Origin of the sequence: Paenibacillus sp. FSL K6-1217, assembly GCF_045040735.1 — a bacterium.
Lineage (GTDB): Bacteria > Bacillota > Bacilli > Paenibacillales > Paenibacillaceae > Paenibacillus_AQ.
The window spans coordinates 1,805,001-1,831,186 of sequence record NZ_CP150271.1 but is presented as its reverse complement, the minus strand read 5'-3'; the positions used below and the strand labels follow the sequence as shown (position 1 = coordinate 1,831,186).

39 protein-coding genes are annotated in these 26,186 nt (G+C 48.0%); 30 read left to right on the top strand and 9 right to left on the bottom strand.

Annotated features, from left to right (window positions below; all coding sequences use genetic code 11):
* Positions 1-21: 21 nt before the first annotated feature.
* The 3 genes from MHH28_RS08040 to MHH28_RS08030 are packed head-to-tail and all read left to right on the top strand — an operon-like array spanning position 22 to position 3,447.
* Positions 22-1,329 (top strand): hypothetical protein, encoded by a 1,308-nt coding sequence (locus tag MHH28_RS08040; RefSeq protein WP_405113743.1) that lies wholly within the window; start codon positions 22-24, stop codon positions 1,327-1,329.
* Positions 1,322-2,020 (top strand): response regulator transcription factor, encoded by a 699-nt coding sequence (locus MHH28_RS08035; protein ID WP_076079320.1) that lies wholly within the window; start codon positions 1,322-1,324, stop codon positions 2,018-2,020. Before MHH28_RS08040 ends, MHH28_RS08035 begins: the two co-directional genes overlap by 8 nt.
* Positions 2,017-3,447 (top strand): sensor histidine kinase, encoded by a 1,431-nt coding sequence (locus MHH28_RS08030; protein WP_405113741.1) that lies wholly within the window; start codon positions 2,017-2,019, stop codon positions 3,445-3,447. Before MHH28_RS08035 ends, MHH28_RS08030 begins: the two co-directional genes overlap by 4 nt.
* A 103-nt stretch (positions 3,448-3,550) precedes the next feature.
* On the opposite strand, the gene MHH28_RS08025 is transcribed toward MHH28_RS08030, so the two are convergent.
* Complete coding sequence (locus MHH28_RS08025) at positions 3,551-4,771, bottom strand: glucose-1-phosphate adenylyltransferase (protein WP_405113739.1); 1,221 nt, start codon at positions 4,769-4,771, stop codon at positions 3,551-3,553.
* Between the two features lie 303 nt (positions 4,772-5,074).
* Here MHH28_RS08025 and glgB point away from each other — a divergent pair, with 303 nt between their 5' ends.
* Entirely contained in the window at positions 5,075-6,904 is a 1,830-nt protein-coding gene (gene glgB, locus MHH28_RS08020; RefSeq protein WP_405116924.1) for a 1,4-alpha-glucan branching protein GlgB, read from the top strand.
* Positions 6,905-6,952: 48 nt separating this feature from the next.
* Positions 6,953-8,389, top strand: coding sequence for a glycogen synthase GlgA (gene glgA / locus MHH28_RS08015; protein ID WP_405113737.1), 1,437 nt, complete (start codon positions 6,953-6,955; stop codon positions 8,387-8,389).
* Positions 8,390-8,497: 108 nt separating this feature from the next.
* Here the strand turns inward: glgA and MHH28_RS08010 are convergent, their stop codons facing one another.
* The gene (locus tag MHH28_RS08010) at positions 8,498-8,869 is read right to left on the bottom strand and encodes a nuclear transport factor 2 family protein (RefSeq protein WP_405113735.1); all 372 of its coding nucleotides are present in this window, start codon (positions 8,867-8,869) and stop codon (positions 8,498-8,500) included.
* Positions 8,862-10,625, bottom strand: a complete 1,764-nt coding sequence (locus tag MHH28_RS08005) for an alpha-glycosidase (RefSeq protein WP_405113733.1) — start codon at positions 10,623-10,625, stop codon at positions 8,862-8,864. Before MHH28_RS08005 ends, MHH28_RS08010 begins: the two co-directional genes overlap by 8 nt.
* 282 nt (positions 10,626-10,907) lie before the next feature.
* On the opposite strand from MHH28_RS08005, the gene MHH28_RS08000 reads away from it, so the two are divergent.
* From MHH28_RS08000 to MHH28_RS07990, 3 genes are all read left to right on the top strand, one after another.
* The gene (locus MHH28_RS08000) at positions 10,908-11,732 is read left to right on the top strand and encodes a transporter substrate-binding domain-containing protein (protein ID WP_405113731.1); all 825 of its coding nucleotides are present in this window, start codon (positions 10,908-10,910) and stop codon (positions 11,730-11,732) included.
* Between the two features lie 118 nt (positions 11,733-11,850).
* The gene (locus MHH28_RS07995; protein WP_405113730.1) at positions 11,851-12,510 is read left to right on the top strand and encodes an amino acid ABC transporter permease; all 660 of its coding nucleotides are present in this window, start codon (positions 11,851-11,853) and stop codon (positions 12,508-12,510) included.
* The gene (locus MHH28_RS07990; protein ID WP_405113728.1) at positions 12,497-13,219 is read left to right on the top strand and encodes an amino acid ABC transporter ATP-binding protein; all 723 of its coding nucleotides are present in this window, start codon (positions 12,497-12,499) and stop codon (positions 13,217-13,219) included. Before MHH28_RS07995 ends, MHH28_RS07990 begins: the two co-directional genes overlap by 14 nt.
* Before the next feature lie 213 nt (positions 13,220-13,432).
* Here the strand turns inward: MHH28_RS07990 and MHH28_RS07985 are convergent, their stop codons facing one another.
* Together MHH28_RS07985 and MHH28_RS07980 are read right to left on the bottom strand one after the other, a co-directional pair.
* Entirely contained in the window at positions 13,433-14,743 is a 1,311-nt protein-coding gene (locus tag MHH28_RS07985; protein ID WP_405113726.1) for a tyrosine-type recombinase/integrase, read from the bottom strand.
* An 88-nt stretch (positions 14,744-14,831) separates the two neighbouring features.
* Positions 14,832-15,602 carry a hypothetical protein gene (locus MHH28_RS07980; protein ID WP_405113724.1) on the bottom strand — a complete coding sequence of 257 codons (771 nt, stop codon included), beginning with the start codon at positions 15,600-15,602 and terminating at the stop codon, positions 14,832-14,834.
* Between the two features lie 159 nt (positions 15,603-15,761).
* Here MHH28_RS07980 and MHH28_RS07975 point away from each other — a divergent pair, with 159 nt between their 5' ends.
* On the top strand, positions 15,762-16,094 hold the full coding sequence (locus tag MHH28_RS07975) for a hypothetical protein (protein ID WP_405113722.1): 333 nt from the start codon (positions 15,762-15,764) through the stop codon (positions 16,092-16,094).
* A gap of 212 nt (positions 16,095-16,306) precedes the next feature.
* Here MHH28_RS07975 and MHH28_RS07970 read toward each other — a convergent pair whose 3' ends face one another.
* The gene (locus MHH28_RS07970) at positions 16,307-16,519 is read right to left on the bottom strand and encodes a helix-turn-helix domain-containing protein (protein ID WP_405113720.1); all 213 of its coding nucleotides are present in this window, start codon (positions 16,517-16,519) and stop codon (positions 16,307-16,309) included.
* A 191-nt stretch (positions 16,520-16,710) separates the two neighbouring features.
* Positions 16,711-17,085, bottom strand: a complete 375-nt coding sequence (locus tag MHH28_RS07965; RefSeq protein ID WP_405113718.1) for a helix-turn-helix domain-containing protein — start codon at positions 17,083-17,085, stop codon at positions 16,711-16,713.
* Positions 17,086-17,237: 152 nt separating this feature from the next.
* Here MHH28_RS07965 and MHH28_RS07960 point away from each other — a divergent pair, with 152 nt between their 5' ends.
* From MHH28_RS07960 to MHH28_RS07915, 10 genes are all read left to right on the top strand, one after another.
* Complete coding sequence (locus tag MHH28_RS07960) at positions 17,238-17,450, top strand: helix-turn-helix transcriptional regulator (protein ID WP_405113716.1); 213 nt, start codon at positions 17,238-17,240, stop codon at positions 17,448-17,450.
* Between the two features lie 27 nt (positions 17,451-17,477).
* Positions 17,478-18,230, top strand: coding sequence for a phage antirepressor (locus MHH28_RS07955; protein WP_405113714.1), 753 nt, complete (start codon positions 17,478-17,480; stop codon positions 18,228-18,230).
* Between the two features lie 75 nt (positions 18,231-18,305).
* Positions 18,306-18,581: a helix-turn-helix domain-containing protein gene (locus MHH28_RS07950; protein ID WP_405113712.1), complete on the top strand. Its 276-nt coding sequence runs from the start codon at positions 18,306-18,308 to the stop codon at positions 18,579-18,581.
* Positions 18,574-18,819 carry a hypothetical protein gene (locus tag MHH28_RS07945; RefSeq protein ID WP_405113710.1) on the top strand — a complete coding sequence of 82 codons (246 nt, stop codon included), beginning with the start codon at positions 18,574-18,576 and terminating at the stop codon, positions 18,817-18,819. Before MHH28_RS07950 ends, MHH28_RS07945 begins: the two co-directional genes overlap by 8 nt.
* A complete protein-coding gene (locus MHH28_RS07940) occupies positions 18,809-19,051 on the top strand; it encodes a hypothetical protein (RefSeq protein WP_405113708.1) in 243 nt (80 codons plus the stop codon). Before MHH28_RS07945 ends, MHH28_RS07940 begins: the two co-directional genes overlap by 11 nt.
* A gap of 394 nt (positions 19,052-19,445) precedes the next feature.
* On the top strand, positions 19,446-19,577 hold the full coding sequence (locus tag MHH28_RS07935; RefSeq protein ID WP_340957589.1) for a hypothetical protein: 132 nt from the start codon (positions 19,446-19,448) through the stop codon (positions 19,575-19,577).
* Positions 19,574-19,825 (top strand): hypothetical protein, encoded by a 252-nt coding sequence (locus MHH28_RS07930; RefSeq protein WP_405113706.1) that lies wholly within the window; start codon positions 19,574-19,576, stop codon positions 19,823-19,825. The genes MHH28_RS07935 and MHH28_RS07930 overlap by 4 nt, the downstream gene beginning before the upstream one ends.
* Positions 19,800-20,441 carry an ERF family protein gene (locus MHH28_RS07925; RefSeq protein ID WP_405113703.1) on the top strand — a complete coding sequence of 214 codons (642 nt, stop codon included), beginning with the start codon at positions 19,800-19,802 and terminating at the stop codon, positions 20,439-20,441. Before MHH28_RS07930 ends, MHH28_RS07925 begins: the two co-directional genes overlap by 26 nt.
* A gap of 1 nt (position 20,442) precedes the next feature.
* On the top strand, positions 20,443-20,853 hold the full coding sequence (gene ssb / locus MHH28_RS07920) for a single-stranded DNA-binding protein (protein WP_405113701.1): 411 nt from the start codon (positions 20,443-20,445) through the stop codon (positions 20,851-20,853).
* 13 nt (positions 20,854-20,866) lie between these two features.
* Positions 20,867-21,199, top strand: a complete 333-nt coding sequence (locus MHH28_RS07915; RefSeq protein WP_038594886.1) for a hypothetical protein — start codon at positions 20,867-20,869, stop codon at positions 21,197-21,199.
* On the opposite strand, the gene MHH28_RS07910 is transcribed toward MHH28_RS07915, so the two are convergent.
* Positions 21,177-21,587, bottom strand: a complete 411-nt coding sequence (locus MHH28_RS07910; RefSeq protein WP_405113699.1) for a hypothetical protein — start codon at positions 21,585-21,587, stop codon at positions 21,177-21,179. The two genes, MHH28_RS07915 and MHH28_RS07910, sit on opposite strands and share 23 nt — an antisense overlap.
* Positions 21,588-21,866: 279 nt before the next feature.
* Here MHH28_RS07910 and MHH28_RS07905 point away from each other — a divergent pair, with 279 nt between their 5' ends.
* The 3 genes from MHH28_RS07905 to MHH28_RS07895 are packed head-to-tail and all read left to right on the top strand — an operon-like array spanning position 21,867 to position 22,488.
* Positions 21,867-22,085, top strand: coding sequence for a hypothetical protein (locus MHH28_RS07905; protein WP_405113697.1), 219 nt, complete (start codon positions 21,867-21,869; stop codon positions 22,083-22,085).
* Entirely contained in the window at positions 22,082-22,297 is a 216-nt protein-coding gene (locus tag MHH28_RS07900; protein ID WP_405113695.1) for a hypothetical protein, read from the top strand. The genes MHH28_RS07905 and MHH28_RS07900 overlap by 4 nt, the downstream gene beginning before the upstream one ends.
* Complete coding sequence (locus MHH28_RS07895) at positions 22,294-22,488, top strand: hypothetical protein (protein ID WP_405113693.1); 195 nt, start codon at positions 22,294-22,296, stop codon at positions 22,486-22,488. Before MHH28_RS07900 ends, MHH28_RS07895 begins: the two co-directional genes overlap by 4 nt.
* On the opposite strand, the gene MHH28_RS07890 is transcribed toward MHH28_RS07895, so the two are convergent.
* A complete protein-coding gene (locus MHH28_RS07890) occupies positions 22,485-22,664 on the bottom strand; it encodes a helix-turn-helix domain-containing protein (RefSeq protein ID WP_405113691.1) in 180 nt (59 codons plus the stop codon). The genes MHH28_RS07895 and MHH28_RS07890 overlap by 4 nt on opposite strands.
* Positions 22,665-22,837: 173 nt before the next feature.
* Here MHH28_RS07890 and MHH28_RS07885 point away from each other — a divergent pair, with 173 nt between their 5' ends.
* The 8 genes from MHH28_RS07885 to MHH28_RS07850 all read left to right on the top strand — a co-directional run bounded on the left by MHH28_RS07885 (position 22,838) and on the right by MHH28_RS07850 (position 26,165).
* Entirely contained in the window at positions 22,838-22,981 is a 144-nt protein-coding gene (locus MHH28_RS07885; protein ID WP_405113689.1) for a hypothetical protein, read from the top strand.
* Between the two features lie 3 nt (positions 22,982-22,984).
* Positions 22,985-23,440 (top strand): endonuclease domain-containing protein, encoded by a 456-nt coding sequence (locus MHH28_RS07880; protein WP_405113687.1) that lies wholly within the window; start codon positions 22,985-22,987, stop codon positions 23,438-23,440.
* Between the two features lie 11 nt (positions 23,441-23,451).
* Complete coding sequence (locus tag MHH28_RS07875; protein WP_405113685.1) at positions 23,452-24,321, top strand: hypothetical protein; 870 nt, start codon at positions 23,452-23,454, stop codon at positions 24,319-24,321.
* Positions 24,322-24,433: 112 nt separating this feature from the next.
* Positions 24,434-25,093 carry an ATP-binding protein gene (locus tag MHH28_RS07870; RefSeq protein WP_405113683.1) on the top strand — a complete coding sequence of 220 codons (660 nt, stop codon included), beginning with the start codon at positions 24,434-24,436 and terminating at the stop codon, positions 25,091-25,093.
* 21 nt (positions 25,094-25,114) lie between these two features.
* Positions 25,115-25,459 carry a hypothetical protein gene (locus tag MHH28_RS07865; protein ID WP_405113681.1) on the top strand — a complete coding sequence of 115 codons (345 nt, stop codon included), beginning with the start codon at positions 25,115-25,117 and terminating at the stop codon, positions 25,457-25,459.
* Positions 25,456-25,590 carry a hypothetical protein gene (locus MHH28_RS07860; RefSeq protein WP_405113679.1) on the top strand — a complete coding sequence of 45 codons (135 nt, stop codon included), beginning with the start codon at positions 25,456-25,458 and terminating at the stop codon, positions 25,588-25,590. The genes MHH28_RS07865 and MHH28_RS07860 overlap by 4 nt, the downstream gene beginning before the upstream one ends.
* 13 nt (positions 25,591-25,603) lie before the next feature.
* Entirely contained in the window at positions 25,604-25,882 is a 279-nt protein-coding gene (locus MHH28_RS07855) for a hypothetical protein (protein WP_405113677.1), read from the top strand.
* 13 nt (positions 25,883-25,895) lie between these two features.
* Entirely contained in the window at positions 25,896-26,165 is a 270-nt protein-coding gene (locus tag MHH28_RS07850) for a hypothetical protein (RefSeq protein ID WP_405113675.1), read from the top strand.
* The last annotated feature ends 21 nt before the right edge of the window (positions 26,166-26,186 follow it).

Sequence of the window (26,186 nt, the reverse complement as noted above, 5' to 3'; positions counted from 1 at the left end):
CGTTCAGTAAGGAGAGCATAAATGAAGTTGAATATGCGTATGCGTGTAGTGGGAGGGCTTGCCGCAGCCGCTCTGTCGCTGTTTGCCCTGTCAGGCTGCACCTTCATCAATGATCCGGTATCCCTGATGAGGGTGCCCCAACTGCCTGCGGACAAGGCTTCGCTGATGGCGGCCATCAATTCTTCATTGAAGGCACTGGATGGCACCTTGACCCGTCCGGCCAATGATGATAACAGCTCTATTTTTACAGAGGACCTGGACCGGGATGGCGTGATGGAGACGCTCGTGTTCTACGAGACCAAGAACGAAGCCGTGGTGATCCATGGGATGATCCTGGAGAAGCATGAGGATACCTGGGTTAAGAAGCTTACCTTCGACGGCGACGGCACCATGCTGGATTCGGTGGAGCTCAGAGATGTAACGGGTGACGGCAAGCTTGATATTGTTACCGGCTATGCCCGCCGGGAAGTGAAGGGCGTGAAGGGCATGGTCGTCTACAGTTATTCCGGCGGAGTGCTGGAAGAGATTCTGACCAAGCCGTACACCAAATATATTATCGACGATCTGAATGAAGACGGGATTACGGATATTACCGTGGTATACTTCAAGCGTAATGAATTCGCTACTATTACTACCTATCAGTATAACGACAGCTTCAAGGTACTGGATGAACTCGACGATCTAAACCCTTATTTCAATAGTTATTACAATATTGTCTCAGGAAAAGTAGCTGCGAATAAAGAAGGGATTGTACTGGATTCTGCCGTGGATTCGCGTTCAGCCTATACAACGGTGGTAGTGATGGAGAATAACAAGCTGCGAGTGGTGGTTCCGGGGGATGCCCGCACCTTCAAGGACCGCAAAATTGTCAGTGAGGATATTGATGCGGATGGGATTATTGAGATCGGTATGCTGGTTCCCCCCAAGGGCTGGGAATATTTCGACCCGGAGACCATCCCGTATTTCAATTCCTATTACAAATGGGACGGGAAAGAAGGCCTGACCTTCAGTACCCAGCTCTACAATGATCCGCTGGACCGGTTCACCATTAACTTCGCCCCTGAATGGCAGGAGCGGGTGACCGTGGACACCAAGTCTGTTCAGAACAAATCGCTCAAATTCATTATGACGGATACCGGAGAGACGGTCGCCGAAGTCTCGTTCTTCTCGCCTGCGGAATGGGACAATGTGAAGAACACCGGCTGGAAGCTCCTCGGCCGCGATCTGGATAAAATGATCGGGTACCGGGGAGAACTGGAACAGAGTACAATCGGAGGAGAGGACGGACGAATCCAATCCTCTATTGAAAGGAAGGGAATCGATGAGTAAAGTACTGATACTGGAGGATGAGGAATCCATCCGCAGTTTTATTGTCATTAACCTGAAACGCAACGGCTTTGAAGTACTTGAGGCGGCGGACGGTAACGAGGCGCTGCATAAGCTGACCACCATTCATGATATTGATATCGCTTTGTTGGATGTGATGGTTCCCGGCATCGACGGGTTCGAAGTGTGCAGACGCATCCGGGAGACCAATGAGCGGCTGGGAATTATTTTCTTGACCGCCAAGGTTCAGGAGCAGGACAAGGTCTACGCGCTGTCCGTAGGAGCAGATGACCATGTCAGTAAGCCGTTCAGTCCAACCGAGCTGATCGCCCGTATCCAGTCACTGCTGCGCCGGGTCAATGTTCACCGCGAGCAGTCGGCCAAGGTATCATTCCAATCGGGCCCATTCACGCTGGATCTGATCTCCAAGCAGTTCAAGCGGAGCGGGGAAGCGATCGAGCTTACGCCAACGGAATTCTCGCTGGTTCAGTTCTTCCTGGAGAAGGAGAATACACCGCTCAGCCGTGATTCCCTGCTCGATCATGTCTGGGGCAAGGAGTATATGGGCGACCCTAAGATCGTTGATGTGAACATCCGCCGCTTGCGCCAAAAAATCGAAAATAATCCATCGGAGCCTGAATACCTGCAAACGGTGTGGGGGCACGGCTATAAATGGAAAGGCCAGGTACAATGATTAAGAAGGGGATGCGCAGACAGATCGTACTGCATTATATATTGGTAGTCTTTGTGGCGCTTCTCCTTGTGGAGACGATCTTCCTGCTGGCGATCCGCACCTATTATTACAACAGCATTTACAGCAAAATCACCACTTCCATGAGTGTGGCCGAGTCATATAAGAAATATGAAATTACGGAAGACAAGTCGCAGGCCCAGCTGGAGAAGGTGCTTAAGTTATTCAATGTGGAGTTTACCGAGCTGGAGGTCCTGACGCTAAAAGGGGATATCATTACCAGCTCAACCGGGTTCCAGCCGGACCGGACGATCACCACCAGTGATGTCCCCGAGGCGGTAGGCGGTGGTATCGGCCGTTGGGTTGGCCGCCAAGCCGGTACCAATGAGAATGTCATGGCGGTCTCCAAGATGGTGCAGATCAACTCCCATGACACGTATGTTCTGCGTTACCTGACTTCGATGGAAGGCGTTAATAGCAATCTGCTTAATCTTACTCTGCTCTCCATTGGCATCGGTGTGGCGGTGCTGACGATTGTGCTGCTGCTCAGCTTCGGTCTCGCTAATTCGATTGTGCGTCCGCTGAATAATATTACGGCAGTGTCGGTTCAGATGGCGAAGGGCAAGTTCACGACCCGGATCAAGGGCGATTACCGGTACGAGATCGGGGAACTTGCTTCAACGCTGAACTATATGGCGGATGAGATTGTCCGCAGCAATCAGATCAAGGACGATTTCATCTCCTCGATCTCGCATGAGCTGCGCACCCCGCTGACCAGCATCAAGGGCTGGAGCGAGACCCTGGTCTCCGGAGGCTACGACCCTGAAGAGACTAAGCTTGGGGTCGGAATTATCTCCAGAGAGAGTGACCGGCTGATCGGGCTGGTGGAAGAAATCCTCGACTTCTCTAAGCTGCAGCAGAACGAGATGAAGCTGTCGATGGGGCAAGTGGATATTAAGGTCCTGCTGCAGGAGACGCTGCTCAATATCTGGGCCAAGGCCGAGAAGAAGCGGATTCACCTGCTGCTGGAATGTGAGGAGACGATCTTCATCAAGGGGGATGCCAACCGCCTCAAGCAGGTCTTCCTCAATCTGGTGGATAATGCGGTGAAGTTCTCGCCAGAGGATTCGAGCATCGTGCTGTCGGCGGAACGCCTGTCCGGTACTGAGATGGCGGTCACTGTTCGTGACAGCGGTATCGGCATTAGTGAAGCGCATCTGTCCAGAGTACGGGACCGCTTCTTCCAGGTCGATGCCCTGAACGGAGGCACGGGCCTGGGGCTGGCGATCTCCCAGCAGATCGTGGAGCTTCATAACGGCAAGCTGGAAATGGACAGTGAGCTGGGCAAGGGGACTCAGGTTACCGTCATTCTGCCGCTTGATGATAGCGAACAGGGACATACCCGCACCGGCACCCCGCCGGTAACTTGAAACCTATAATTTATTATATTTATACAAAAGGGATACAGCTATCGTCCGGAGAGACCGGAGCTGTATCCCTTTGTATGTAACAGCCCTTAGGGCTGAGTGATATTTAGGAAGGCATACCTTCTGCACGCAGACGGCCGGCCTTCTCATAGACCTCCTGAAGCAGGCGGGAAGGCTGGGTACGGACCAGCGGCTTGGCAGCTACAATCTCATGCGGGCCGACAACAACGATGTTGTCTGCACTGCCTTTGATGACAGCACCGTCCTTGATGACAGCCCCTTCACCGATAATGGCGTGTTCGATCAGAACACCGCGGCCTATGCGGGCACCCGGCATTACCACGCTCTGCTTGATTCTGCTCAGCTTGCCGATCTCCACACCGCCGAAGATGACAGAACGCTGAGGGCTGCCTTCGAGCTGGCAGGTTTCATGAATCAGGCAATCCGCCGCCGCAGCTTGATCGCGGGGTCTGATCGCAGCCAGCCTGGTGCGCTGTGCACGGCTGTACATCGGCCAGCGGGAGTTATCCAGCTGGAAGCCGTCCTCCTGCAGAAGATCCATATGAGCTTCCCAGAGGCTGCCAACTGTACCCACATCTCTCCAGTAGCCTTCGAAGCGGTAAGCGAACAGCTCATCACTTGCATCCAGCATGGCCGGAATAACATCTTTACCGAAGTCATGACCGGATTCCGCCATTGCAGCATCCCGCAGTAAATAAGCCTTCAAGTAGGCCCACTCGAACACATAAATGCCCATGGACGCCAGATTGCTCTTCGGAGCCTTCGGTTTCTCGGCAAATTCGGAGATCTTCAAATCTTCATCCACGTTCATCACGCCGAAGCGGCTTGCCTCATCCCAAGGGACCTCCATGACCGAAATGGTGGCTTTTGCAGACTTGGCGATGTGGTAATCGAGCATTTTGCGGTAATCCATGTGATAGATATGGTCTGCCGACAGGATAAGAACATGATCCGGGTCCTGACTGTCAATGTATTCAATATTCTTATAAATAGCATCGGCGGTGCCTGTATAGCTGTCTCTGCCTTCAATGCCTGAAGGGAGCAGTCTTACACCCCGATCACTCCGGCTGTGCAGCCCCCAGGGCTCGCCTTCACCGATATGCTGATGTAAGGATTCCGCTTCGTACTGAGTCAGTACTCCGATGGTATCAATCTTGGAATTCACACAGTTGCTGAGGGGAAAATCAATAATTCTGTACTGTCCGCCGAAAGGGACTGCAGGCTTAGCCATGCTGGAAGTCAAAGGGGCCAATCTGCGGCCTTCCCCGCCCGCCAGGAGCATGGCGATACAATCTTTTTTACTCATTTGTTATCCCTCCCATTTTTTTGTCAATGCTTGTAATATACACGCAAGTTGGGCCCTTGAAACGGCATAGGTGAATTATATTGCTGCGTATCAAGAAAAATTACATAAACATTTTCTTTATTCAGAAATCGCCGGATTCACTCTCAAAATCATTTTCAAATGCTCCATATTCGGGTAATGTAAAAGGTGCATCCTATATACAAAGGTGGTGATGATTTGGCCGATTTACCAAAGACAGAGAACCTCCCGTCCGCTGAAGATATTTATCTGTTCCATGAGGGCACGAATTATCGCAGCTATACGATGCTTGGCGCGCACATTGCCGTCCAGGAAGGGCAGGCCGGCGTTCGCTTTACCGTGTGGGCTCCTCATGCGGCATATGTAGGACTGGCGGGAGATCATAACAGCTGGGATGGAACATCCGATCTTGATACGTTATATAAGATACCCGATTCAGGATTTTGGAGTCGTTTTTTTCCGGGCATAACGCCGGGAACTTTTTACAAATACAGGATTACCGGAGCAGACGGGACAAGCTTCCTCAAAGCAGATCCTTACGCCTTCCAGGCGGAGGTGCGTCCGGCTACAGCGTCTGTTGTGGCGAATCTGGACGGCTATAAATGGGGCGATGCCGCCTGGCGGCGGAAGAGCAAAGGGCCTTATCAGGCACCCATGAACATCTACGAGATGCATCTGGGAACCTGGAGGCAGAAGGAGGACGGCGAGCTCTATACCTATAGAGAGATCAGCAGTCTGCTGATTCCGTACCTGAGCGAAATGAGCTATACCCACGTAGAGTTCATGCCGCTTGCCGAGCATCCCTATGATCTGTCCTGGGGCTATCAGGGAACCGGCTATTTTGCGGCTACCAGCCGCTTCGGGGAGCCGCAGGATCTGATGTATCTGATCGATCAGCTGCATCAGGCGGGAATCGGGGTTATTTTGGACTGGGTTCCGGCCCATTTTGCGAAGGATGCCCATGGTCTGCGCTTGTTCGACGGTTCGCCGCTGTATGAGTATGCCGATCCGATGCTGGCAGAGAAGCCGGGCTGGGGCACCTTGTCCTTTGACTTCAGCAAGCCGGAAATCTCATCGTTCCTGATCTCCAATGCCTTGTTCTGGTTCGAGAAGTACCATATCGACGGAATGCGCGTGGATGCGGTTACGAGTATGCTGCGGCTTGATTTCGAGAAGGACCATCATCAGTACCGGACGAATGAACATGGAGGACTGGAGAATCTGGAAGCCATCCGGTTCATCCAGCAGCTCAATCAAACGATCTTCCAGTATTATCCGAAGGCGCTCATGATGGCTGAAGAATCCAGTGCCTGGCCGGGCGTAACCTCCCCGGTGCATGAAGGGGGCCTGGGCTTCAACTACAAATGGAATATGGGGTGGATGAACGACACCTTGGGCTACATAGAACGTGATTTCGGATCACGCCCTTATCATCATAATTTGTTGACCTTCCCGATATGCTATGCGTATGCCGAGAACTATACGCTGCCGCTGTCCCATGACGAAGTGGTGCACGGCAAGAAGTCACTGCTGGACAAAATGCCAGGCTCCTATGAGCAGAAATTTGCCGGGCTGCGCCTGCTTCTCGGGTATCAGATCAGCCATCCAGGCAAGAAGCTGCTGTTCATGGGCGGAGAGTTCGGACAATTCATTGAATGGAAGGATCAGGAGCAGCTCGACTGGCTGCTGCTGGATTATGAGAGCCATCAGCGGATGCTGGCCTATACGTCTGCGCTCAATAAGCTGTACCTTGCCGAGAAAGCCTTGTGGGAGCTGGATCACGACATGGCGGGCTACCAGTGGATCGATGCAGACGACAGCGGCCAGAGTGTTGTATCCTATATCCGCAGAGGCAAGCGTCCGGTGGATACCCTGCTGATTATCATCAACTTCCAGCCGGTCGAGCGCCGTCATTACCGCATCGGTGTGCCGCGTCCGGGCGTCTATGAGGAATTATTCAGCTCCGAGAACACCGAATACGGCGGGTCAGGGTTCCACAATGAACCAGTGAAGAGTACCAGGACAGAGTGGCATAATCAGGTGAACAGTGTAGAACTGACCCTGCCGCCGCTTGGATTTGTGGTGCTTAAGAAGACCGGGCGCAAGACCGTTTAATTTGCATAAATGTTCCGAATAAGCAACTATCCTAAGGGGGAGAATGGAATGAAAGTACTATTTGCCGCAGCAGAAGCCCATCCATTTATCAAAACAGGCGGGCTGGCCGATGTCATCGGTGCCCTGCCGAAGGCCCTTAAGGCTGCCGGAGTCGATGTCCGGGTGGTTTTGCCCAAATATAAGGGGATTCCCGAGAAATATTCAGCACAGATGGAGCATGTCGCTACTCTGGACGTTCCGATTGGCTGGCGCAATCAGTATTGCGGGATTGAACGGGTGGTCTTTGAAGGGATTCCCGTCTATTTCATCGACAATGAGTATTACTTCGGCCGTGACGGGATTTATGGCTATATGGATGACGGGGAACGGTTCGCATACTTCAACCGGGCGGTGCTGGAGTGCCTGCCGTCCATAGGCTTCCAGCCGGATGTCATCCACTGCCATGACTGGCATGCTGCGGTTGTTCCGCTGCTGCTGCAGGCGCATTACCGGCATAATCCGTTCTACAGTGAGATGCGTACGGTATTCACCATACATAATCTCCTGTACCAGGGAGTCTTCCCGTATACGGTACTCGGTGAGCTGCTCGGTCTGGACGACAGCTATTTCCTGGGCGTGGAATACTTCGGGAACGTGAATTATATGAAGGGCGGGATTGTCTACAGTGACCATGTCACGACAGTCAGCCCGACCTATGCCGACGAGATCCGCACCCCGTATTACGGATACGGCCTGGACGGGCTGCTGGCTTCGCGTTCGGATGCCTTAAGCGGGATTGTGAACGGGATTGACACCAAGAGCTATAATCCGTCCAGCGATTCTGCGATCTTCACCAAGTACCGCTCCAATCTGGCCAAGAAGGCCGAGAATAAGCTGGGACTACAGCAGGAGCTTGGACTGCCGGTGGCGCCTTACATTCCAATGGTAGCTATGGTTACCCGTCTGGTGGATTCCAAAGGACTGGATCTGCTGACCCGTGTCCTGGATGAGCTGCTGTATTACGATGACATCCAATTTGTCCTGCTCGGAACGGGAGATGAGGTCTACGAACGCTGGTTCCGCGAAGCACAGTGGCGTTACCCGACCAAGCTCTCTTCACAGATTCTGTTCAATGATGCCTTATCCCGCAAAATCTACGCCGCCAGCGACATCTTCCTGATGCCGTCCAAATTCGAGCCTTGCGGCATCAGTCAGCTCCTGGCGCTGCGTTACGGCAGCATTCCGGTCGTCCGTGAGACAGGCGGGCTGAACGATACCGTACAGGCGTACAATGAATACACCGGAGAGGGCAACGGCTTCACCTTCAAGGACTACAATGCCCATGATATGATGCACACCCTGCGCCGCGCCGTATCGTTCTACCACAAGCCTGAGCACTGGAAGAAGGTGGCGAAGAACGCTTTCTCCGGCGACTACAGCTGGAACGTATCCGCGCAGCAGTATATTGATATTTACAACAACATTACAGCCGCCCCAGCGGAATAGGAAATAGCAGGATCAGGATGGAAAAGGCACCCCAGAGTTCATCATGAACGAAGGGATGCCTTTTGGTGTTTGTATTTGTGTGTTACTGTGTCTGATCCGCCCTTCAAGTCAGGTGTACGGATAAGAATGGGGGATTTTCGATTGAAATTCTTTTAGACTCACGATCTGGTTCTCCGGGTTAAATTCAACGATGGAGACTCCGTCAAACGCATCGGTTACGGCATCATACTCATACTTGAAGTACCATTCGACTACAGTCATATGGCCCTGGTGGATGAATTGCTTGATGGTCCAGTCCAGCACCGTGCCGCGCGTATTCCAGTCTTCGAACCACAGTAACAGAGTGTCTAATCCCCGGTACTCAGGGCCGTAGCTTTCGGTGTACACAATGGCAGGGTCGAAGATTGCTGTTAATACGGACGGTTCATTGTCAATCCAGGACTTGAAATACTGTTCGATTCTTTGCTCGCGTTCAATCATTAGAACTCACCTCCACAATATGCCGGAACAGAATCCGGTACTCGTACGGATCAAGCGCCACATTCATCATCCCGCGTTCCGGGACCACCGCTTCGCCGGTCAGCGCATCGAGCCAGTCACTGGTCTCCATCGGGTGGCTGAGCGTGCGCGGCTGCGGTGAATTGTTCATCCAGACGGTGAAATGAATCAGCTCATCTGCGCGCTCATAGACGATGCACGGGTCATGCTCACAAGCCTGAAGAATCCGGAAGCGTCCTTCACGGAGAGCCTTATTGTCCTTACGCAAGGTAATCATCATCCGGTAAAAGTTGTACAGCTCGCGGTCCTGCTTCTCTTCATCCCATTCCATACATTTGCGGCAATCCGGGTCCTCGTGGCCGGTCAGGCCGATCTCATCGCCGTAATAGATACAGGGAGTACCCATGAAGGTGAACAGGAAGACGACGGTCAGCTTCAGCTTGCGTTTGTCTTCACCAAGCACGGTGAGCAGGCGGGGAGTGTCGTGGCTGCCAAGCAGATTGAAGACCACCTCGTTCGTCTGCTGCGGATACCGCATGAGCAGGCCGCCGATCCGGTGTCCGAACGTTATGCCGTCCATTCCGCCGTTGAAGAATTCCAGCACCGTCCCCGAGAACGGATAGTTCATGACGGAGTCGAATTGATCGCCGAGCAGCCAGGTCAGGGAGTCACTCCACACCTCACCGACAATGTAAGCATCCGGATTAGCGGCTTTGACTACTTTGCGGAAATCGCGCCAGAAATGATGGTCCACCTCGTTGGCCACATCCAGCCGCCAGCCGTCCACCTTGATCTCCTTGATCCAGTATTCGGCCACCTCCAGCAGATAAGATTTCACTTCATGATTGGCGGTGTTGAACTTCGGCATATTGCCGTAGAAGCCGAAGGTGTCGTAGGTCGGAATGCCGTCCACAACCTCAGCCGGAAAAGAGTTCACATGGAACCAGTCGCGGTAGACCGAGTATTCCCCCTTCGCCAGAACATCCTGAAAAGGAGGGAATTGATCGCTGCAGTGGTTGAATACGGCGTCCAGCATGACGCGCAGGCCCCGCTTGTGGCATTCTTCGACGACCTGCCTCAGCAGCTCATTGTCGCCGAAATGCGGGTCGACTTTTTTATAATCCACGATGTCATATTTATGGTTGGACGGGGAGACGAACAACGGCGTGAAGTATAGGGCATTAATGCCCAGCTCCTGCAGATCATCCAGATGATCCAGCACACCCTGGAGGTCACCGCCGAAGAAATTATTCAGCTCGGGCTTCCCGCCCCAGGGCTGCGTGCCTTCCGGGTTAATCAAGGGATTGCCATTCGCGAACCGCTCGGTCATGATCTGGTAGAACACCGCGTCCTTGGCCCACGTAGGAACCCGGAACAAGTCGACCCCGTGGATATACGGGAATTCGTAGAAGTGATTCGGCGGCGGCGGACATTCAGAGCGGATACCGTTATCGAGCAGATAGACCGTCTCCATGCCTTTACTGACGCGAAAAGTATAGCTGAGCCGCTTATATTTGGGCCGGACCGCCGCTTCCCAGTAGTCGAATTTGTCATCGGAGGCGGCTTTCTCCATGATGATGTCATAAGAGGTGTGCTGCCAGTCGTACTTGTCGCCGGTAAGGGCGACTACATAGTCCACATCATCACGTTTGGTGCGCACCCGCAGATGAATCGTTTCAGTATCATAGGCATAGGCCCATTTGTCACGGGGAACATGGTACATCGCTTCAAGCAGCATAGTTGCACCTCCTGTAAGTTGGGTGGAAGCTTCAGACCCTTATGATCCTTCCTATATACACCAGTGTAATGATTCCTGCATCAGTTGGAGATAATCTATAGTAGATAGTATTATATACCACCTTCATAGGATGTGCATTTTTTTGTCTTCGTAACAGGTTTTTGTCACAAATTCGTCTTTGCATATTCATGCGAAGTGATTTATAATAAATCGGTCAATCGGTCATTTAGTCATTGGACGGATTAGAGATAGAATATAAATAGAGTAAGGGAGACGGAACAAATGAACAAATGGGGTAAACTTTCTATGGGACTGCTGCTGGCAGCAGGACTGCTGGCCGGATGCGGCTCCAATAACGATAAGAACAATACCGCAGCAAGCGGAAATGGCGGAGCAGCAAGCACAGAAGCTCCTGCGAAGAAGCTGATTATGGGGACAAGCGCAGACTTTCCTCCATATGAATTCCACAAGATGATCGACGGCAAGGATATGGTTGTCGGATTCGATATTGAGATTGCCAAGGAGATTGCGGCTGATTTGGGCCAGGAGCTGGAGGTTAAGGATCTTCCGTTCGATTCTCTGCTGAATGAGCTGTCAAGCGGACGGATCGATATGGTCATCTCGGGGCTTAGCCCGACACCGGAACGTGCCGAAGCTGTAGGTCTGTCTGACATCTACTACAAAGCGGAGCAGGCAGTCGTAGTACGTGAAGCAGATAAGGACAAATATGCAACCATGGACGCGCTGAAGGGCGCCAAGATCGGGATTCAGACCGGTTCGATTCAAGAAGATATCGCCAAGGGCATTGAAGGCGCACAGCTGACCTCCCTCGGTAAAATCTCCGAAATCGTTCTTCAGCTGCAGTCGAACCGTGTGGATGCTTCCATCATGGAAGGACCTGTTGCCAAGTCCTTTGTGAAGAACGTCAAGGGACTCGTGATCACGGATGCCAAGCCTGAGGTTGAAGATGACGGCTATGTCATCGGCGTGAAGAAGGGCAACACCGAGCTGCTCGATCAAGTGAATAAGACACTGGGCCGCCTGAATTCCGAAGGCAAGATTGATGAATTTGTAGCGGCAGCAAGCGAGCTGGCCGAGAGCAAATAGCACGCGGTTCGCAGAGATCAAGTATAGGCCCGCAGCCGGCTGCGGGATCATGTTCGACCATGAAGAAAATGGCGGTGATCCGCCGTTTTCTATTTTTTTGAGAAGAGGAGGGCAGGCAATGAATGTATTTGATATGGCTTATGAATACCGCAATTTTTTCTTATCCGGTCTAAAGTACACACTGCTGCTTGCGGTGCTGGGAGTATTCTTCGGTTTCGTACTCGGCATTCTGGTATCGCTCCTGCGGATGTCCAAATGGAGAATTCTGCGCTTTATCGCCACCGCATGGGTGGAATTCTTACGCGGGACGCCAATGCTGGTGCAACTGTTCCTGATTCACTACGGATTGACGGAGCTTGGACTTGAGTTTACGCCCATCCAGTCCGGGGCGATTACATTAACCATCAACAGCTCTGCTTATCTGGCAGAGATTTTCCGTGCCGGGATTCAAGGGGTGGACCGTGGGCAGGTCGAGGCGGCGCGTTCACTCGGGATGAAGCAGGGGATGACAATGCGCTACATTGTGCTGCCCCAGGCGATTAAGAACGTGCTGCCGGCCATCGGTAACGAATTTATTACCATTATCAAAGAATCCTCAATCGTGTCTATGATTGGGGTGGCAGACCTGTTCTTCCAGGCCAAGACCATTACAACGATAACGTATGAAGGTCTGACGCCCTATGTTATAATTGCAATCATGTATTTTGTCATGACATTCACACTATCCAAGCTGCTGGGTATATTGGAACGGAGGCTGAACACGGATGATCGAGGTTAAGAACCTGCAGAAGAGCTTCGGGAAGCTGGAGATCCTGAAGGGCATTGATCTGAATATTCACAAGGGTGAGGTCGTTGTCGTCATCGGCCCCAGCGGATCGGGCAAGAGTACCTTCCTGCGCTGCCTCAACCTGCTGGAGCAGCCTACAGGCGGCGAGATCAGCTTCGAGGGGCAATCCATTACGGCCAAGCGGCATGACATCAATGTGACCCGCGAGAAAATGGGCATGGTGTTCCAGCAATTCAACCTGTTCCCGCACAAATCCGTGCTACAGAACATTATGCTCGCTCCGCTCAAGGTGAAGAAGCAGCAGGCTTCCGAAGCGGAGAAGGTCGCGCTGGAGCTGCTGCGTACCGTAGGCCTCGAGGACAAGCGCGATGCTTATCCGGCTCAGCTCTCCGGCGGACAAAAGCAGCGGATTGCGATTGCCCGGGCGCTGGCCATGCAGCCGCATGTCATGCTGTTCGACGAGCCGACCTCGGCGCTGGACCCGGAGATGGTCGGTGAAGTGCTGGAGGTTATGAAGCAGCTGGCCGTGGGAGGGATGACCATGGTGATTGTAACGCACGAGATGGGCTTCGCCCGTGAAGTGGGGGACCGAATCCTCTTCATGGACGGCGGAGTGATTGTGGAGCAGGGAACACCGGCTGAGGTGTTCGGCCATCCCAAGCATGCCCGTACGCGCGATTTTCTCAGCAAGGTATTATAGAAGGCTGGACGTTCACGTTTCAGCGGGACAGAGAAGGGTAATGGATAGCTTAAGCCTATCGGTTCATATCTTTGACGCTAATAACCCCACCACCTGGGGTTATTTTATTTTGGCGGAGTGCACAATGGGTGATATAGTATACATGTCGCTAAACCCTTATTTATCAAGGAAAATCAACGATTAAAAAGGCTTGGGTAACATTTGGGTAACATTTTAGTCTCTATTGATCGTATTTTTGAGGAAATCACTATACTTTATTACAGCGTCTTTCTTTTGGTTTTTGGTCGTGTGTAGGTACACGCGTTTTGTTATTTCGTCACCAGCATGCCCCAGCATCTCCATTACTTGTTCTAAGGGAACTCCAGCGGCTGCCATCAATGAAGTGAATGTATGCCGCAGGGAGTGGGGTGACAGGTCTTTGTTTAACCCTGATATACGCAAGAGACGTTTCATCCTTTTATTGATAGTACCCTCAGGAATGGGATAGCCGACAAACTGTCCTACGGTCTGAGCAAATATAAATCCTTGATCTAAGTGCGTGCTAATTTTCTCTTTCAGAACCTTGTGAGTCTCAATAAGCTTTAGTATCATAACCTTAATCTCCGGGTCAATATCAAGTTCGCGTATGGACGATTTCGTTTTAGGAGGGCCCAATTCAAACTTTTTGTAGTTATTGGTACCAATATAGTTTTTGATGATCCTTATCTTATTCGACTCCGTATTGAATGCATATTCCTGAAGCGCCTCGAGTTCACCGATACGCAAACCCGTATACGCCAGCATGGTGAATATTTCATAGTCTAATGGACTGCCATGCAGATAAGCAGTGTCAAGAAACACGATAAGTTCATCACGTTCCAGAAAATCGGGAATGTTTTCCCACGACTCAATATCCTCTACCGTTTGATAATCATGTGGCACATGAGCACCTTTTGCCGGGTTTTCTTCTATATGTTTAAACTTGATCCCGAATTCAAATATCATTTTTGCTGTGGCATGAGTAACAGATATTGTATTTGTCGAGAACTTTTTTTTATGGATTTTATGAGTACCGTTTTTCATTTGTCTGAGTACTTCCTGATATTCGTCATGTGTTATTTCTCGAGCTGGCTTATCAAAGCACACAACAATTCTATTTATATCATTTCTTCTGTTTTTTATTGTATTTGGCCTTTTAATTTTTCCTGTGGACTTATATGTTTCAAACCACTTTTCTGCTAGATCTGAAAAACTAATGTCAACCCATTCCTCTTCTTTTTGCTGTTCCTCCAATCTAAGCCGTTCCTCAGCCTCTCTACGGGCCACATCCTCCGGGAGGGTATTAGTCTTGTACTGCTCCAGCATAATGGCTGCTGCGGCCTCTGCATCGTCCTTAGTGTCAAATCCGCCGCGCTTCTTCGGGTTACGGCTGCCGTCCGGCTTCTTGCCCAGGTCAATTATGAACGCCCACTTCGCACCACACTTACACTTCTTCTTGTTGAGACCAGGGCACTTGCAATGAGGCTTGTAGTAATGTCCTTTCACCTTGGATCACTCCTTACTCTCTATGTATCTGTATTGTAGGGGAGGGGCAACAAAAAGACCATACCCGGATTGAGTATGGTCTATTAATTTAAAATCCGTTATCCGTAAGCCAATTTGATAATGCCGCAATGTTCACTCCATCTGGAATGGTTGTATTTGATGTTAGATGACCGATTATTGCGCCATCATATACAATTGCAGGCGGTTTACTTGCAAGGTTATTAAATGCGCTTTCTTGGGAGAAATTACTACCATATACACCATATTCGTTCCATATACTTTTGGTTTGATATTTGCTTCCATAAGTTCCATATTCATTATATATTGAATCTTTATCGTATTTATTAGTCGTAAGCTTTCCTAAGTACACTTTAAGATCATACGAATAAAGTGAAGGAGCCGAATTTTTCATTGCAGAGTTATTGCTATAACTCGTCTGTTCTTTTGAATTAGGAATAAGTTCTATGGAATTTGCAAACGCGGAATTACTCATTGTTCCATTTAAAAACTTTTTGTAATTTTCAGATTTTATAAATGCTATATATTTTGATTTATCATTATAAAATCTCAGTTGCTTTATATCAATTTTAAATGACGCTGCAAGTAACGCATTGTATTTAGAATTATTCACATTATCTAAAAAATCAAAATTCGTTGTTAATGATAGTTGCTTAAACCCATTTCCGTCATTCATATATTCAACCATACTAATGTAGTTCAGTCCGTTCTTTCCATAAGTTTTAGCTAATTCGTCAATAGTATAAATTGCTTTTTGTGTGGCTGTTGCTGCACTTGCATTAAATGAACTGGAAAAGAAAAGTATTAATACTGAAGCTAAAATCATAACATACTTCTTCATATATATTTCCCCTTAATATATCCGCATCGGCTGCGGTATTTACTGTTTGTTCCACGTTATTTCCCACCACTTACTATAAATCCCTTGTCATATTTTACACAATGATTATTTCCTGTGTACGCCGTAAAATTAGGTATCACACCTTTGGAGGCACACACCATGAAAATGATTGCAGTAAAGATGTACGGTAGAAATGACACTGAGAGCGATTTTGTAGAACTTGATCTGCTGAATGAGATAAATTACATAGACCTCTGGCAGAGATCTAAGAACTCCACTAGGGTACTTGCATTTCATACTGACTTTGGATCTTACATAGCAGTAACGACTTTAATCGACATAGCTATGATTTGCCATCATTACGGATATGAGATGATGGGACATGCGGTTGTTAATAGCAGACGCGTAAGAACTATCAAATCCATTGATAATAATGGATCAATCGTTACTTTTATCGGTGGATCACACATTTCTGTTAAGAAGCAGGTTTAACCGCAAAAGTCAACCCCTTTTGTGGTGCTCAACTACAAGAGATATTCGTCATAGTTCGACAGCGCTTTCAGGACTAGTATGTTATATTAATGACATGAAATAATTAGTACTTATGGGCAGGTGATTATATTAGTAGTATGTATTATGATTGTACGTAGTTCGCTACGTAGCGAACCAACTACCGGGTCGGAGCAGCAAAATGCCGCTCAAGCCTAATCCTGAAAGAAGTCGTAAAGATCATCAATATGGCAATTCAATGCAGTAGCAATAGTTTTTGCCGTGCCTATCGTCATTAACCTCTTGTTTCGTGCATACTCAGAGATAAGGGATTTCGCGATCCCTGACTCTTCACTAAGCCATTGTTGATTTTTTCTCTTCTTATGAAGAATATCAGTGATTAGGCAACGACCAGGCTTATAACCCATGTCGTGGCCTCGCATATATTTTTTTTATTTAAAATAAGAACATATGTTTTGTTAAATCCAGTGATGTGGTAATATTAGTTGAGCATCACTGTAATAAGATAAAGGGGTTGTTATAATGAATGATCCGTTGAAACAGTTAGCTAAAGAGGTTATTGCAAAAAAGTGTATGACTGTTGATGATGCCGATCTTATTAACGATCTTTGTTCTCTGCTAGCTTTATCTTTGCTATATTATCAATCAGATCCCTCACTGCTCCCTCTACCAGAGGATCATCTCGCAAATTAATGTTATATTTCGCTTCAGCCTCCTTGATTACGTTTAATATAACCGCCTCAGGGAGTGTATCAGGGACACTCTCTTTTTCAATTTTCCCCGTAGTCATCCATCCAACATTAACACCGAAAAATTCTGCTATCTTAGCTGTCATTTCATGATTAGGTTCTCTTTTGTCAATCTCATACATACCCAAAGTTGATTTTGCGATCTTAAGAATCTTTGATAATTCCTCTTGCGACAGCCCTTTCTTGTTTCTTAAATATGAGAGCCGTTCACCAAATGACTTCAAAGAAACCCACCTCCATTAATATATTATATATCACGAATCGTGAACAATAATCATTTGATCACGAAAAGTGAAAAAACCTCTTGACGATCACATAAAGTGATTGTATACTTTGTTCACATGGGTCACAAAACGTGACCGAAAGGAGAGATAACATGGAAAATCTTAAAAATCAAAAAATGATTACCCTGCGTGGCAAAAGGTCCCTGAGAGAGATTTCCGCAGAAATCGGCATACCTTATAGCACATACGCAATGATCGAAACCGGACGTAGATTCCCCAGAAAAGATTTAGCCATTAAACTGGCACGTTTTTACAAGGTAAGCGTTGACGAGCTTTTTTTTACCCTAAATGATCGCGCTTCGTGACCAAACAATATGACGGGAGTGAATTTTATGATCGAGCTTCAAAAATTTATGTACAGCAATCAGGAAGTGCGCAGCACAGTAATTAATGGAGAACCTTGGTTCGTAGCGAAAGATGTTTGTTCGGTTCTCGAAATGGACACTTCACAAACACGCCGACTTGATGAAGACGAGAAGGGGTTGCGTTTAATACAGACCCTTGGTGGAGAGCAAGAAATGCTTACGGTTAACGAATCCGGTCTTTACTCCCTAATCCTCGGTAGCCGCAAACCTGAAGCCAAACAATTCAAACGCTGGATCACACATGAAGTCATCCCAAGCATCCGACAGCATGGTGCATATATGACGCCAAGTACAATCGAAAAGGTGCTTACTGATCCTGACTTCATCATCCAGATGGCTAATCAGATGAAGACGGAGCAGGAAAAGAACAGAGTGCTTCAGCAGAAGATTGAAGCGGACAAGCCAAAAGTACACTTTGCTGAATCGGTCGAGATTTCCAAAGACTCTATCCTGGTCGCTGACCTTGCAAAGCTGATGAGACAGAAAGGCGTAGAGATCGGCGAACACCGTTTATACAGATGGCTGCGTGAAGAAGGTTACCTCATCAAGTCTGGTTCTGAGTATAACAGACCTACGCAACGTTCTATGGAACTTGGATTGTTTGAAGTAAAAACAGGTCACCGAGGTAGTTCGGATGGAACGATTAAATTAACATACACCTCCAAAGTAACGGGCAAAGGTCAAATCTACTTTATCAACAAGTTCTTACCAGCAGCTTAATAGATTGATATCCGTTCTCAATTATACACCGCCCAAACTTAACTATAAAGGATAATACTTCCAAGGAGGTACACCATGAAAGAGATAAGACTGGAGGAGCTCCCCCAAACGTTAACAGCCCAGAACATCGCGGATTACCTGATCCTGGCCCGGAACACCGTCTACGAGCTGTACGACACGCCGGTTGAACTGGGTGGAATTCCAAATATGAGGATCGGAAACTCACGCCGCACTCTTAAAAAAGACTTTATAGAATGGATTGAATTCAAGAAACGCGAGCAAAAGAACGAAATGGACCAGCGGTATGCATACATCAAAGGAGAGCGAAAAGGAGTGAAGAAAGTTGGCTAAGAAAATCGAGGATCTGCCGAAGTTGACGCTGGTGATACCCATTAAGCAGCCATCGGACAAGCCTAAAAATAAGCAGTACCGTACGTTTACACCAACCTGCGGAATGTGTGGACGAGATGCCGAGTACGAGGTATACGACACCTTACAGCCCCATTGTGAACGCCACATGTTGGAAGCAATGGATAGCAAGATTAAGCCGTTTGTACGGCCATTGGGAGGGTTTGACGATGCAAGCTAAGTACCCACCACCTGCACCATCCATTGAGTTTTACGTTGAAACCACATGCGGCCGGCTGTTCAGTTGGTCTGCGGTAGACATGGAGAGCCTGTTTCTTGCACTACATGAGCGAAATTATCGCGCCGCAGTAGTCATGACATGGGCGGAACATGAAGAGTTAGAAGCTGAAATGGAACGTGCTGCTGAGTTTATGAAACGCGAAGAGGAAAGAGAGCTGAAAGAATCTGCTTAAGACGGTATCCGATATTTTAAACCACTATAAGGGAGAGAGTGAATTGAAAAAGCCAGAAAAGATGAATGACTTCATGCGAGGATTAATGAAGGAAGCAACAAGAAATTCACTTATACAATGGCTAGAGTGGAAGGGGATTACAGGTGAACAATATGGAGAAATAGAGAGGCACTTTTGGGAAGAGTACGGGATACGACTATGATCCCGCAGGACCGCACCTTATACCTGGAACTAGCGAAGCAGAGGCCCAATGATAAACGATGGGTGATGACATGCTTCAAGAACTACGCCAGAGTGTGGAAACGCGAACAGGCAGCCATAGCAGGGCTGCCCGTGTTAGTCGCATATTAAAATATTCAATCTCAGTATACCAAAACTTTAGGAGGAATGGAACATGCGTGATTTCAAAGATTTGGCCCAACTCTCTGATTATATCCAACAACTCGAACATGAAAACGAGGATTTATTAAAGCAAGTAGCGATGCTGACGAGCGAGGTTGAACACTACGAGGAACCGTTCAGATGAAGACCCGGGACGAGCGTATCCGGTATGTTATTCGCCACAAGGATGGATATTTCATTGATGTTGCTGGAAATCAGACCTTTGACTTCATGAAAGTCACAAAATGGAGCGATGAAGAATCGCTCTATGATTTCCTGAATCACAACAGCTATGCCCCTCCTAGTACAAAAGATTATTCGGCTCAGCAGGTGCGCATCACATATGAACTAATGGAGGATGATGCAAGTGAACATATATCAAAAATTAATTGAGGTTCGGAAAGAAGTACCTTACATCCAAAAAGCAGATCAAGGTGCTCAGTACAGTTACACAGGTTCAAGCAGAGTGTTGGCTGCTGTTACATCGAAAATGAACGAATTGGGATTATTGCTTGTACCTGCTGTTGTAGGGCATAAATTGCATGAATCTCCTATTGAGTTCAAGGACACAAACGGCAATGTAACTAAACGGACTACGACATATTTCACAGAGGTTGATATGACCATGACCTGGATCAATGCAGAGAAGCCAGACGAGCAGATTGTATCTCCTTGGTATGGGCAAGGGGTTGATATTGCAGGGGAAAAGGGAGTAGGCAAGGCACTTACCTACGCTGAAAAATATTTCATGCTTAAGTTTTTCAACATCCCTACAGATAAGGACGATCCAGACGCATTCCAGCAAAAGCATGATCTTGTATCTATGATTTCGTCTGAACAAATTGGCAAAGCAAAAGTGCTGTGGCTTGGACTTGGGCTAAAAGAGGCGGACATGAACAAGCAGACAACAAAACTTTACAAAAAGACCCTGACGCAGCTTACAGAAGAACTGGCAACAGACTTTATTGCTAAGTTGGAAGCTATGAAAACCGAGAAGGAGAGTTCATGACATGTTGAACCGGACCATCTTAATAGGACGTCTCACAAAGGACCCTGAGCTGCGGTACACGCCTAACGGCGTTGCTACTGCTAGTTTTACCTTGGCAGTGGAAAGACCGTTTAAAACGAACGGAGAGAAGGAGACCGACTTCATTCAGATTGTCACCTGGAAGCAGACAGCGGAGTCTGTAGCAAACTACCTTCGCAAAGGTCGCCTGACTGCTGTAGAGGGCCGCATACAGGTCAGAAACTACGATAACAAGGAAGGCAAGCGAGTGTATATCACCGAGGTTGTCGCGGACAACGTACGGTTCCTGGAGAAGGCAGAGAGTGGCGATACAAAGCGTGAAGACAGACCAAGTGATCCGTTCCCCTCTGAAGGAACGCCGATTGATATCAGCGATGATGATCTACCATTCTGACCGGGGGTGACTTATGGCAATCGACATTATACAGATCAACCAAGAAATCTATGCGGCCTCTCAGCGATTGAGCAAGGCCGCAGATACACTGTACGCGCTGGGCAAGTCCAAGGCTGAATCTGAGCAGGCGTACCGGGTCAAACTGGCGCAGGAAATGATCAAGCTCAAAACCGAGGGCATGAGCATCGGCATGATCGGGGACGTAGCCAAGGGAAACGTAGGGGATTACCTATTCAAGCGAGACTATGACGAAACCATCTGGAAGGCTGCGATAGAGTCCATAGGAGCCATTCAGACGCAGATATCAGCATTACAGTCCATTATCAAATATCAAAATGAGGTGTGACCATGCCATACATTGATGGAAATACTTTAGCGCTTATATTAGTCGGAATGCTGCTTGGATCAATATTAACGCTCACTTTGATTGCTCTTTTCCAAATGTGGTTCAAAGGAGAGGAATAGCCATGCGAAAGAAGCCCAAAAAGGAAGTGATGCCCTGGAGACAGGGTATCCTTTCCCACCATCAGCGCGGCGGAATGACTCAGCGTCAGATGGGCGATATCTCCGAAAAGGTGCGCAAAGAGGTACACGCAAGGTCCGGCGGCATATGTGAGCTGCGGTTGCGCTGTAACGGCTCCCCTGCGGTCCAACAGGCGCACATCACCAGTAGGGTACGCATTAACCACAAGACCACAGCGGAAGATCTCAGAGACGCTTGTATTGCGTGTCATCAGCACATTGACGAGACACCGGAAGGTATCCGGTATAAACGGACATTGCAGGAGGGTGCATAGTGAGCCTATTCCAAAAGTTCCTCATCTTCAAGCGCCGACTATCCGGCATCCTCTCAGACGAGCTACAAGAGGCAAAAGAGGCGTCATTCTTTGAATTGGCACTAACACTTGAACGACAAGTGAAACGCCCTCTACGGACCCCTGAGCTTCTTGCTATATGGAGCCTGGAGAGTGACCAGACCGAAGTGTTAACAAATCTGCTACAGGAGGCGCGCAATGGAGAGGAAAGAATCAATCAAACAGATGGACGAGCTACTGGCGGTGTGCAAGGTATGCCCCAAGCGCACAGATAAAAAGTGGGCGCAGCCATCGTACAACCGGCTACAGAGGCACTGTAACACCAAACGCAAGACAGGCAAGCAGTTACTGGGCATCGCTGTAGTGCTGGACAAAGAGGTCCGGGCGCGGCGTAAGCAGAAAGGGGCGAGCGCATGACCAGCGGACAACGAGTGACCGCAAAAACCTTCTGGGTATGGACGGAGACCGCAGCCGCGGCGAATCCCGACCGGATCCCGGGGGCGCCGGTGGAGCAGCAATTTGCACCATATGGCAAAAACGCCCCGGCCGGATGGCTCGAGCGTGAGTACATCATTGATGCAGAGGATTTTGAGGGCCAAGTTGATTTATTCGGGGTGGTGAGCAAATGACGCGTGAAGAACGGATACAGTCCGAAATCGAGGTATGGGAAAACGCCGCAATCATCTACGCCAAGGCCCTAGAAGAGGCCAAGAAGTACGGCGATTACGGCGGGATGCAGCACGATGAGCATATGATCAAATTTTCACAGCAGAAAGTAGAGTCGCTGGAAGTGGAGCTTCAGCAGTTGAAGAGTGCTTAGTCCGGGATGTATTCCAGCAGATCCCCAACTTTACAGTTCAAATGGAGGCACAGCGTATTGATCGTATTGTAGTCAATGCGCTCGTTCTTCCCATTATAGATGCGGTACAGGGTAGGTAGGCTGATTTCAGTTGCTGCTGAAAGGTCGCGCACGCTTTTTATATCTCTTTCAGCCATTAAAATGTGCATTCTGTTTTTAATCATCATAATCACCTTTTCGTCTTATTCATATTTATTATTAACGCATGGATACTTAAAGTATATACCTATAAGAAATTTGTATACGGAAGCTTGTGTTTTGTATACGGAAGTGTTACAATGACGTCAAAGGAACATGAAGGAGTGATGACATGAAGAAGACTAAGAACATCCCATACAGACTTAATCCAGACGAACATAAACAACTAAAATTGTTTTGTGTTGAACATGGGATTCCAATGCAGCAACTCCTAGATATGGCGGTGAACGAGTATCTTAAAAAATGGGCGGTGTAAAGAATGAAAAAAACGGATTGGAATTACTGGAAAGAATTTTATATCAAGAGAAAAACCGACCATGCTAATTTCATCATCAATAAGATTGAGGCAGAAGGGCTTACACCTATAGAAAATATAACTTTTTTAGAATTAAAAGAATATACGATGGGTTTTCCTTACATGGAGTTAGTAGTTTCGCCTCAATTCAAAATTGATAAGTATACAGTTGATTTTTATATATATCATGAGCCAACTGACACAAAGATAATTGTCGAGTGTGATGGTCACGACTTTCATGAGAAAACAAAAGAACAAGCTGCACATGACAAAACAAGAGACAGATTTTTCACTATATATGGATATTACTTGCTTCGTTATACAGGATCTCAGATTTGTAGCAATCCAGAGGAAATAACACAAAACATTGATGAAATTTTAGTTCCTCAAATTGAAAAACTAAGAAAATTGAATGCTTAGGCGGTGATCATGTGCCTGGCTACATCAGCTTACACCGTGACGTACAGAATCATTGGTTATATGAAGAGGATCGAGTATTCAGTCGTTATGAAGCTTGGCTAGATATTCTGATGAGAGTAAACCACACAGAGGGAAAGGTTACTCACAATGGAACGGTTGAAACGGTTCTAAGAGGTTCCACTATATGGTCTATGGGTGACATGGAAAAGCATTGGAAGTGGTCAAATAAGAAAGTCAAGCGGTTCTTAGATTGTCTCGTGGGTGACCAAATGTTGTCCTATAAAAGCACCACCAAAAAAACCTATTTAACCGTTATAAACTATGACTTTTATCAAGATAACAACAGTACAAAAGCACCGCCAATGCACCAGCAAAGCACCACAGAAGCATTTCAAAAGCATACAAACAATAATGTTAATAATGAGAATAATGAAAATAACGTTAAAGAAGAACATAAAAACATATTCTCGTTTTGGAACTCTTTATCAATCGTAAAACACAGAGAGTTAACCAAAAAAATGAAATCGGCTATAAACGCTAGGTTAGCAAACAGAACAGAAAAAGAGATCACTGATGCAATGACCAATTATCAAACCGTATTAAACGGAGACATCTACTGGTGGACATACAAATTCACGTTGGACAAGTTCATGGAGCCTAAGAACCTGGACCAGTTCCTTTCAGACAACAACCCATTTGAAAACTTTATCAAGAGCAAGGGAGGCGGGAACGGTGGAAAGTATCAAACCGGCTATGCAGGAGTTTCTGAGGCGAGTCGAAAGGCTGCGAACCGAGGCGCTGAAACCTTCATCGGAAGCCCCGGACGAGAATCAGGACTTACCACCGAGGAAGTTCAGCGACGCGCCAGCAATTTCGAATGAGGGCTGCGAGAAATGCGACTACACCGGGACGATCAACTCATTCCGATATGAGCAGCCGGAGGGATACCCGATTCCAGTACAAATAGCTGTGGTAGAAAACTGTAGTTGCCATATGGACCGAATGTTTCTGAAATACAACGCTTCAGAGAGCTTCAACCCAAAAGAGCGCGGATACACCTTCAAAGCTGCAACGATCGACAATCTGAACCGCGATCAGTTCGGAGTAGCCATAGACTTTGTTCGGGACATCAAGAAGCATATGGAGCTAGGCACATGGCTGTACATCTTCGGTGACGATGCCAGGGTGAATGAGGTGTCGAGAGAAAAGGGCGCCATCCTAAACGCCTACGGCACCGGAAAGACGTATCTCATGCAGTGTATGGCTAATGCATTCTCACTTCGGAAGATCCCGGCGATATACGTAACAGAATCCAAACTATACGGAGAGATCAAAGCCACATACAGCCGAGACAGTGAAGAATCTGAAATTGATGTGCTACAGCGATACTACAACGTACCGATCCTGATGATAGACGATATTTTCACTGCTCAGTACAAGGATTGGGCCGAAGGGATGCTGTACAACATCATTGACGAACGCATGAAGAACAACAAGGTGACCATCATGACCAGCAACTACGCATTAGGACGCATCAGAGAGCGGTTACCGTTGAACGGCGGGAAGATAGGCAGCCGGATCAATGGTAAAGCTGAACAAATCGAAATGCTGGGCCCGGACCGGAGACCACAAAGCAAGAGTGAGCCGGCTTAAATAAGAGAGGATGGATGAACAGTGAGTGATAAAGCGGTAATAACGAAAGCTCAGAATGAAATAATCAAATCGCTGATAGAAGAGGGTAAATCAAGCATTATTTATACCATAAGACAACACTGCGAAGATCCATATCGTTGGAGTACAGAAAATCTACTGCCACTTAAAGGAATGGCGATCGACACGTTGATTACAGCTTTTTACAGACCTGAAGACATCACCGTTGAACAAACGGTAGAAGACAAATTACTAGAGCAATATGAAGCGTCTCTTATGTTTGTAAATGAACACAATGAAGGTCTGAGATCAGGGATGCGGAAGACGTTGAACATTTTAGGGATGAAAGTGAATGGCATAAACAAATGACCAAACCCATAGACGACTACGACCTATACGACAAAGACTTCGCGGCATGGTGGCGCAAGGGCCTAGAATCCTTCGGGATGGACACCAGCGTGGTGGATGAATGGGAACGTGAGCAAGAAGAGGCCGCATAAGGGAGGACCCCCGATGGCAAAGACCACCTACACACAGCGCAGGCGATGTGTCGATCAAAACGAAATGCTGCGGAGCTGGCAAAGCTTTGAGTGGCTGCTAAAGGAAGAAGTAGAAAAACTGGACCACCTCATGTTTCGGATGTACCAAGAAGCGCGGACGCTGGGCGTCAGCAAGGAGTACTATCAGCAGTTCGTGAACGAGCACATGTGTGAATTAATCGACAAGGTAGCCGAAGAAAGAGAGTTCCGGGAAAGGCAAGGCGTCAAGGGCGGTAAACATAAGAGTGCATAGGGAGGAAACAGGGATGAAAAAGATGAGTAATGGCGAACGTGCACAATTCGTAGGGAAAAAAATTATTGAGGCTACGGCAAATGACAAGACGATGGAGGACTTAACACAAACGCTGCTGGCAATGAGTTACACACTGGGTAGCATGACATGCGAGTTTCCGAAGGATAAGCGCCCGGAATTGCTGATGTTGATGTGTGAGATGGTGGGAAAAGGTCATATGGACGTTTCGAAAGGTATGGGAGAGCCTAGCGATCTGGAGATCATCAGAGGACATAGGGATTAGAGCTAATACAAGCCCCACACA

Bases quoted from the DNA above. Each gene is read 5' to 3' on its own strand.
- MHH28_RS08040 (WP_405113743.1), top strand. From the start codon at position 22: ATGAAGTTGAATATGCGTATGCGTGTAGTGGGAGGGCTTGCCGCAGCC.
- MHH28_RS08035 (WP_076079320.1), top strand. From the start codon at position 1,322: ATGAGTAAAGTACTGATACTGGAGGATGAGGAATCCATCCGCAGTTTT.
- MHH28_RS08030 (WP_405113741.1), top strand. From the start codon at position 2,017: ATGATTAAGAAGGGGATGCGCAGACAGATCGTACTGCATTATATATTG.
- MHH28_RS08025 (WP_405113739.1), bottom strand. From the start codon at position 4,771: ATGAGTAAAAAAGATTGTATCGCCATGCTCCTGGCGGGCGGGGAAGGC.
- glgB (WP_405116924.1), top strand. From the start codon at position 5,075: ATGCTTGGCGCGCACATTGCCGTCCAGGAAGGGCAGGCCGGCGTTCGC.
- glgA (WP_405113737.1), top strand. From the start codon at position 6,953: ATGAAAGTACTATTTGCCGCAGCAGAAGCCCATCCATTTATCAAAACA.
- MHH28_RS08010 (WP_405113735.1), bottom strand. From the start codon at position 8,869: ATGATTGAACGCGAGCAAAGAATCGAACAGTATTTCAAGTCCTGGATT.
- MHH28_RS08005 (WP_405113733.1), bottom strand. From the start codon at position 10,625: ATGCTGCTTGAAGCGATGTACCATGTTCCCCGTGACAAATGGGCCTAT.
- MHH28_RS08000 (WP_405113731.1), top strand. From the start codon at position 10,908: ATGAACAAATGGGGTAAACTTTCTATGGGACTGCTGCTGGCAGCAGGA.
- MHH28_RS07995 (WP_405113730.1), top strand. From the start codon at position 11,851: ATGAATGTATTTGATATGGCTTATGAATACCGCAATTTTTTCTTATCC.
- MHH28_RS07990 (WP_405113728.1), top strand. From the start codon at position 12,497: ATGATCGAGGTTAAGAACCTGCAGAAGAGCTTCGGGAAGCTGGAGATC.
- MHH28_RS07980 (WP_405113724.1), bottom strand. From the start codon at position 15,602: ATGAAGAAGTATGTTATGATTTTAGCTTCAGTATTAATACTTTTCTTT.
- MHH28_RS07975 (WP_405113722.1), top strand. From the start codon at position 15,762: ATGAAAATGATTGCAGTAAAGATGTACGGTAGAAATGACACTGAGAGC.
- MHH28_RS07970 (WP_405113720.1), bottom strand. From the start codon at position 16,519: ATGGGTTATAAGCCTGGTCGTTGCCTAATCACTGATATTCTTCATAAG.
- MHH28_RS07960 (WP_405113716.1), top strand. From the start codon at position 17,238: ATGGAAAATCTTAAAAATCAAAAAATGATTACCCTGCGTGGCAAAAGG.
- MHH28_RS07955 (WP_405113714.1), top strand. From the start codon at position 17,478: ATGATCGAGCTTCAAAAATTTATGTACAGCAATCAGGAAGTGCGCAGC.
- MHH28_RS07950 (WP_405113712.1), top strand. From the start codon at position 18,306: ATGAAAGAGATAAGACTGGAGGAGCTCCCCCAAACGTTAACAGCCCAG.
- MHH28_RS07940 (WP_405113708.1), top strand. From the start codon at position 18,809: ATGCAAGCTAAGTACCCACCACCTGCACCATCCATTGAGTTTTACGTT.
- MHH28_RS07935 (WP_340957589.1), top strand. From the start codon at position 19,446: ATGCGTGATTTCAAAGATTTGGCCCAACTCTCTGATTATATCCAACAA.
- MHH28_RS07930 (WP_405113706.1), top strand. From the start codon at position 19,574: ATGAAGACCCGGGACGAGCGTATCCGGTATGTTATTCGCCACAAGGAT.
- ssb (WP_405113701.1), top strand. From the start codon at position 20,443: ATGTTGAACCGGACCATCTTAATAGGACGTCTCACAAAGGACCCTGAG.
- MHH28_RS07915 (WP_038594886.1), top strand. From the start codon at position 20,867: ATGGCAATCGACATTATACAGATCAACCAAGAAATCTATGCGGCCTCT.
- MHH28_RS07910 (WP_405113699.1), bottom strand. From the start codon at position 21,587: ATGACACGCAATACAAGCGTCTCTGAGATCTTCCGCTGTGGTCTTGTG.
- MHH28_RS07905 (WP_405113697.1), top strand. From the start codon at position 21,867: ATGGAGAGGAAAGAATCAATCAAACAGATGGACGAGCTACTGGCGGTG.
- MHH28_RS07900 (WP_405113695.1), top strand. From the start codon at position 22,082: ATGACCAGCGGACAACGAGTGACCGCAAAAACCTTCTGGGTATGGACG.
- MHH28_RS07895 (WP_405113693.1), top strand. From the start codon at position 22,294: ATGACGCGTGAAGAACGGATACAGTCCGAAATCGAGGTATGGGAAAAC.
- MHH28_RS07890 (WP_405113691.1), bottom strand. From the start codon at position 22,664: ATGGCTGAAAGAGATATAAAAAGCGTGCGCGACCTTTCAGCAGCAACT.
- MHH28_RS07885 (WP_405113689.1), top strand. From the start codon at position 22,838: ATGAAGAAGACTAAGAACATCCCATACAGACTTAATCCAGACGAACAT.
- MHH28_RS07880 (WP_405113687.1), top strand. From the start codon at position 22,985: ATGAAAAAAACGGATTGGAATTACTGGAAAGAATTTTATATCAAGAGA.
- MHH28_RS07870 (WP_405113683.1), top strand. From the start codon at position 24,434: ATGGACCGAATGTTTCTGAAATACAACGCTTCAGAGAGCTTCAACCCA.
- MHH28_RS07860 (WP_405113679.1), top strand. From the start codon at position 25,456: ATGACCAAACCCATAGACGACTACGACCTATACGACAAAGACTTCGCG.
- MHH28_RS07855 (WP_405113677.1), top strand. From the start codon at position 25,604: ATGGCAAAGACCACCTACACACAGCGCAGGCGATGTGTCGATCAAAAC.
- MHH28_RS07850 (WP_405113675.1), top strand. From the start codon at position 25,896: ATGAAAAAGATGAGTAATGGCGAACGTGCACAATTCGTAGGGAAAAAA.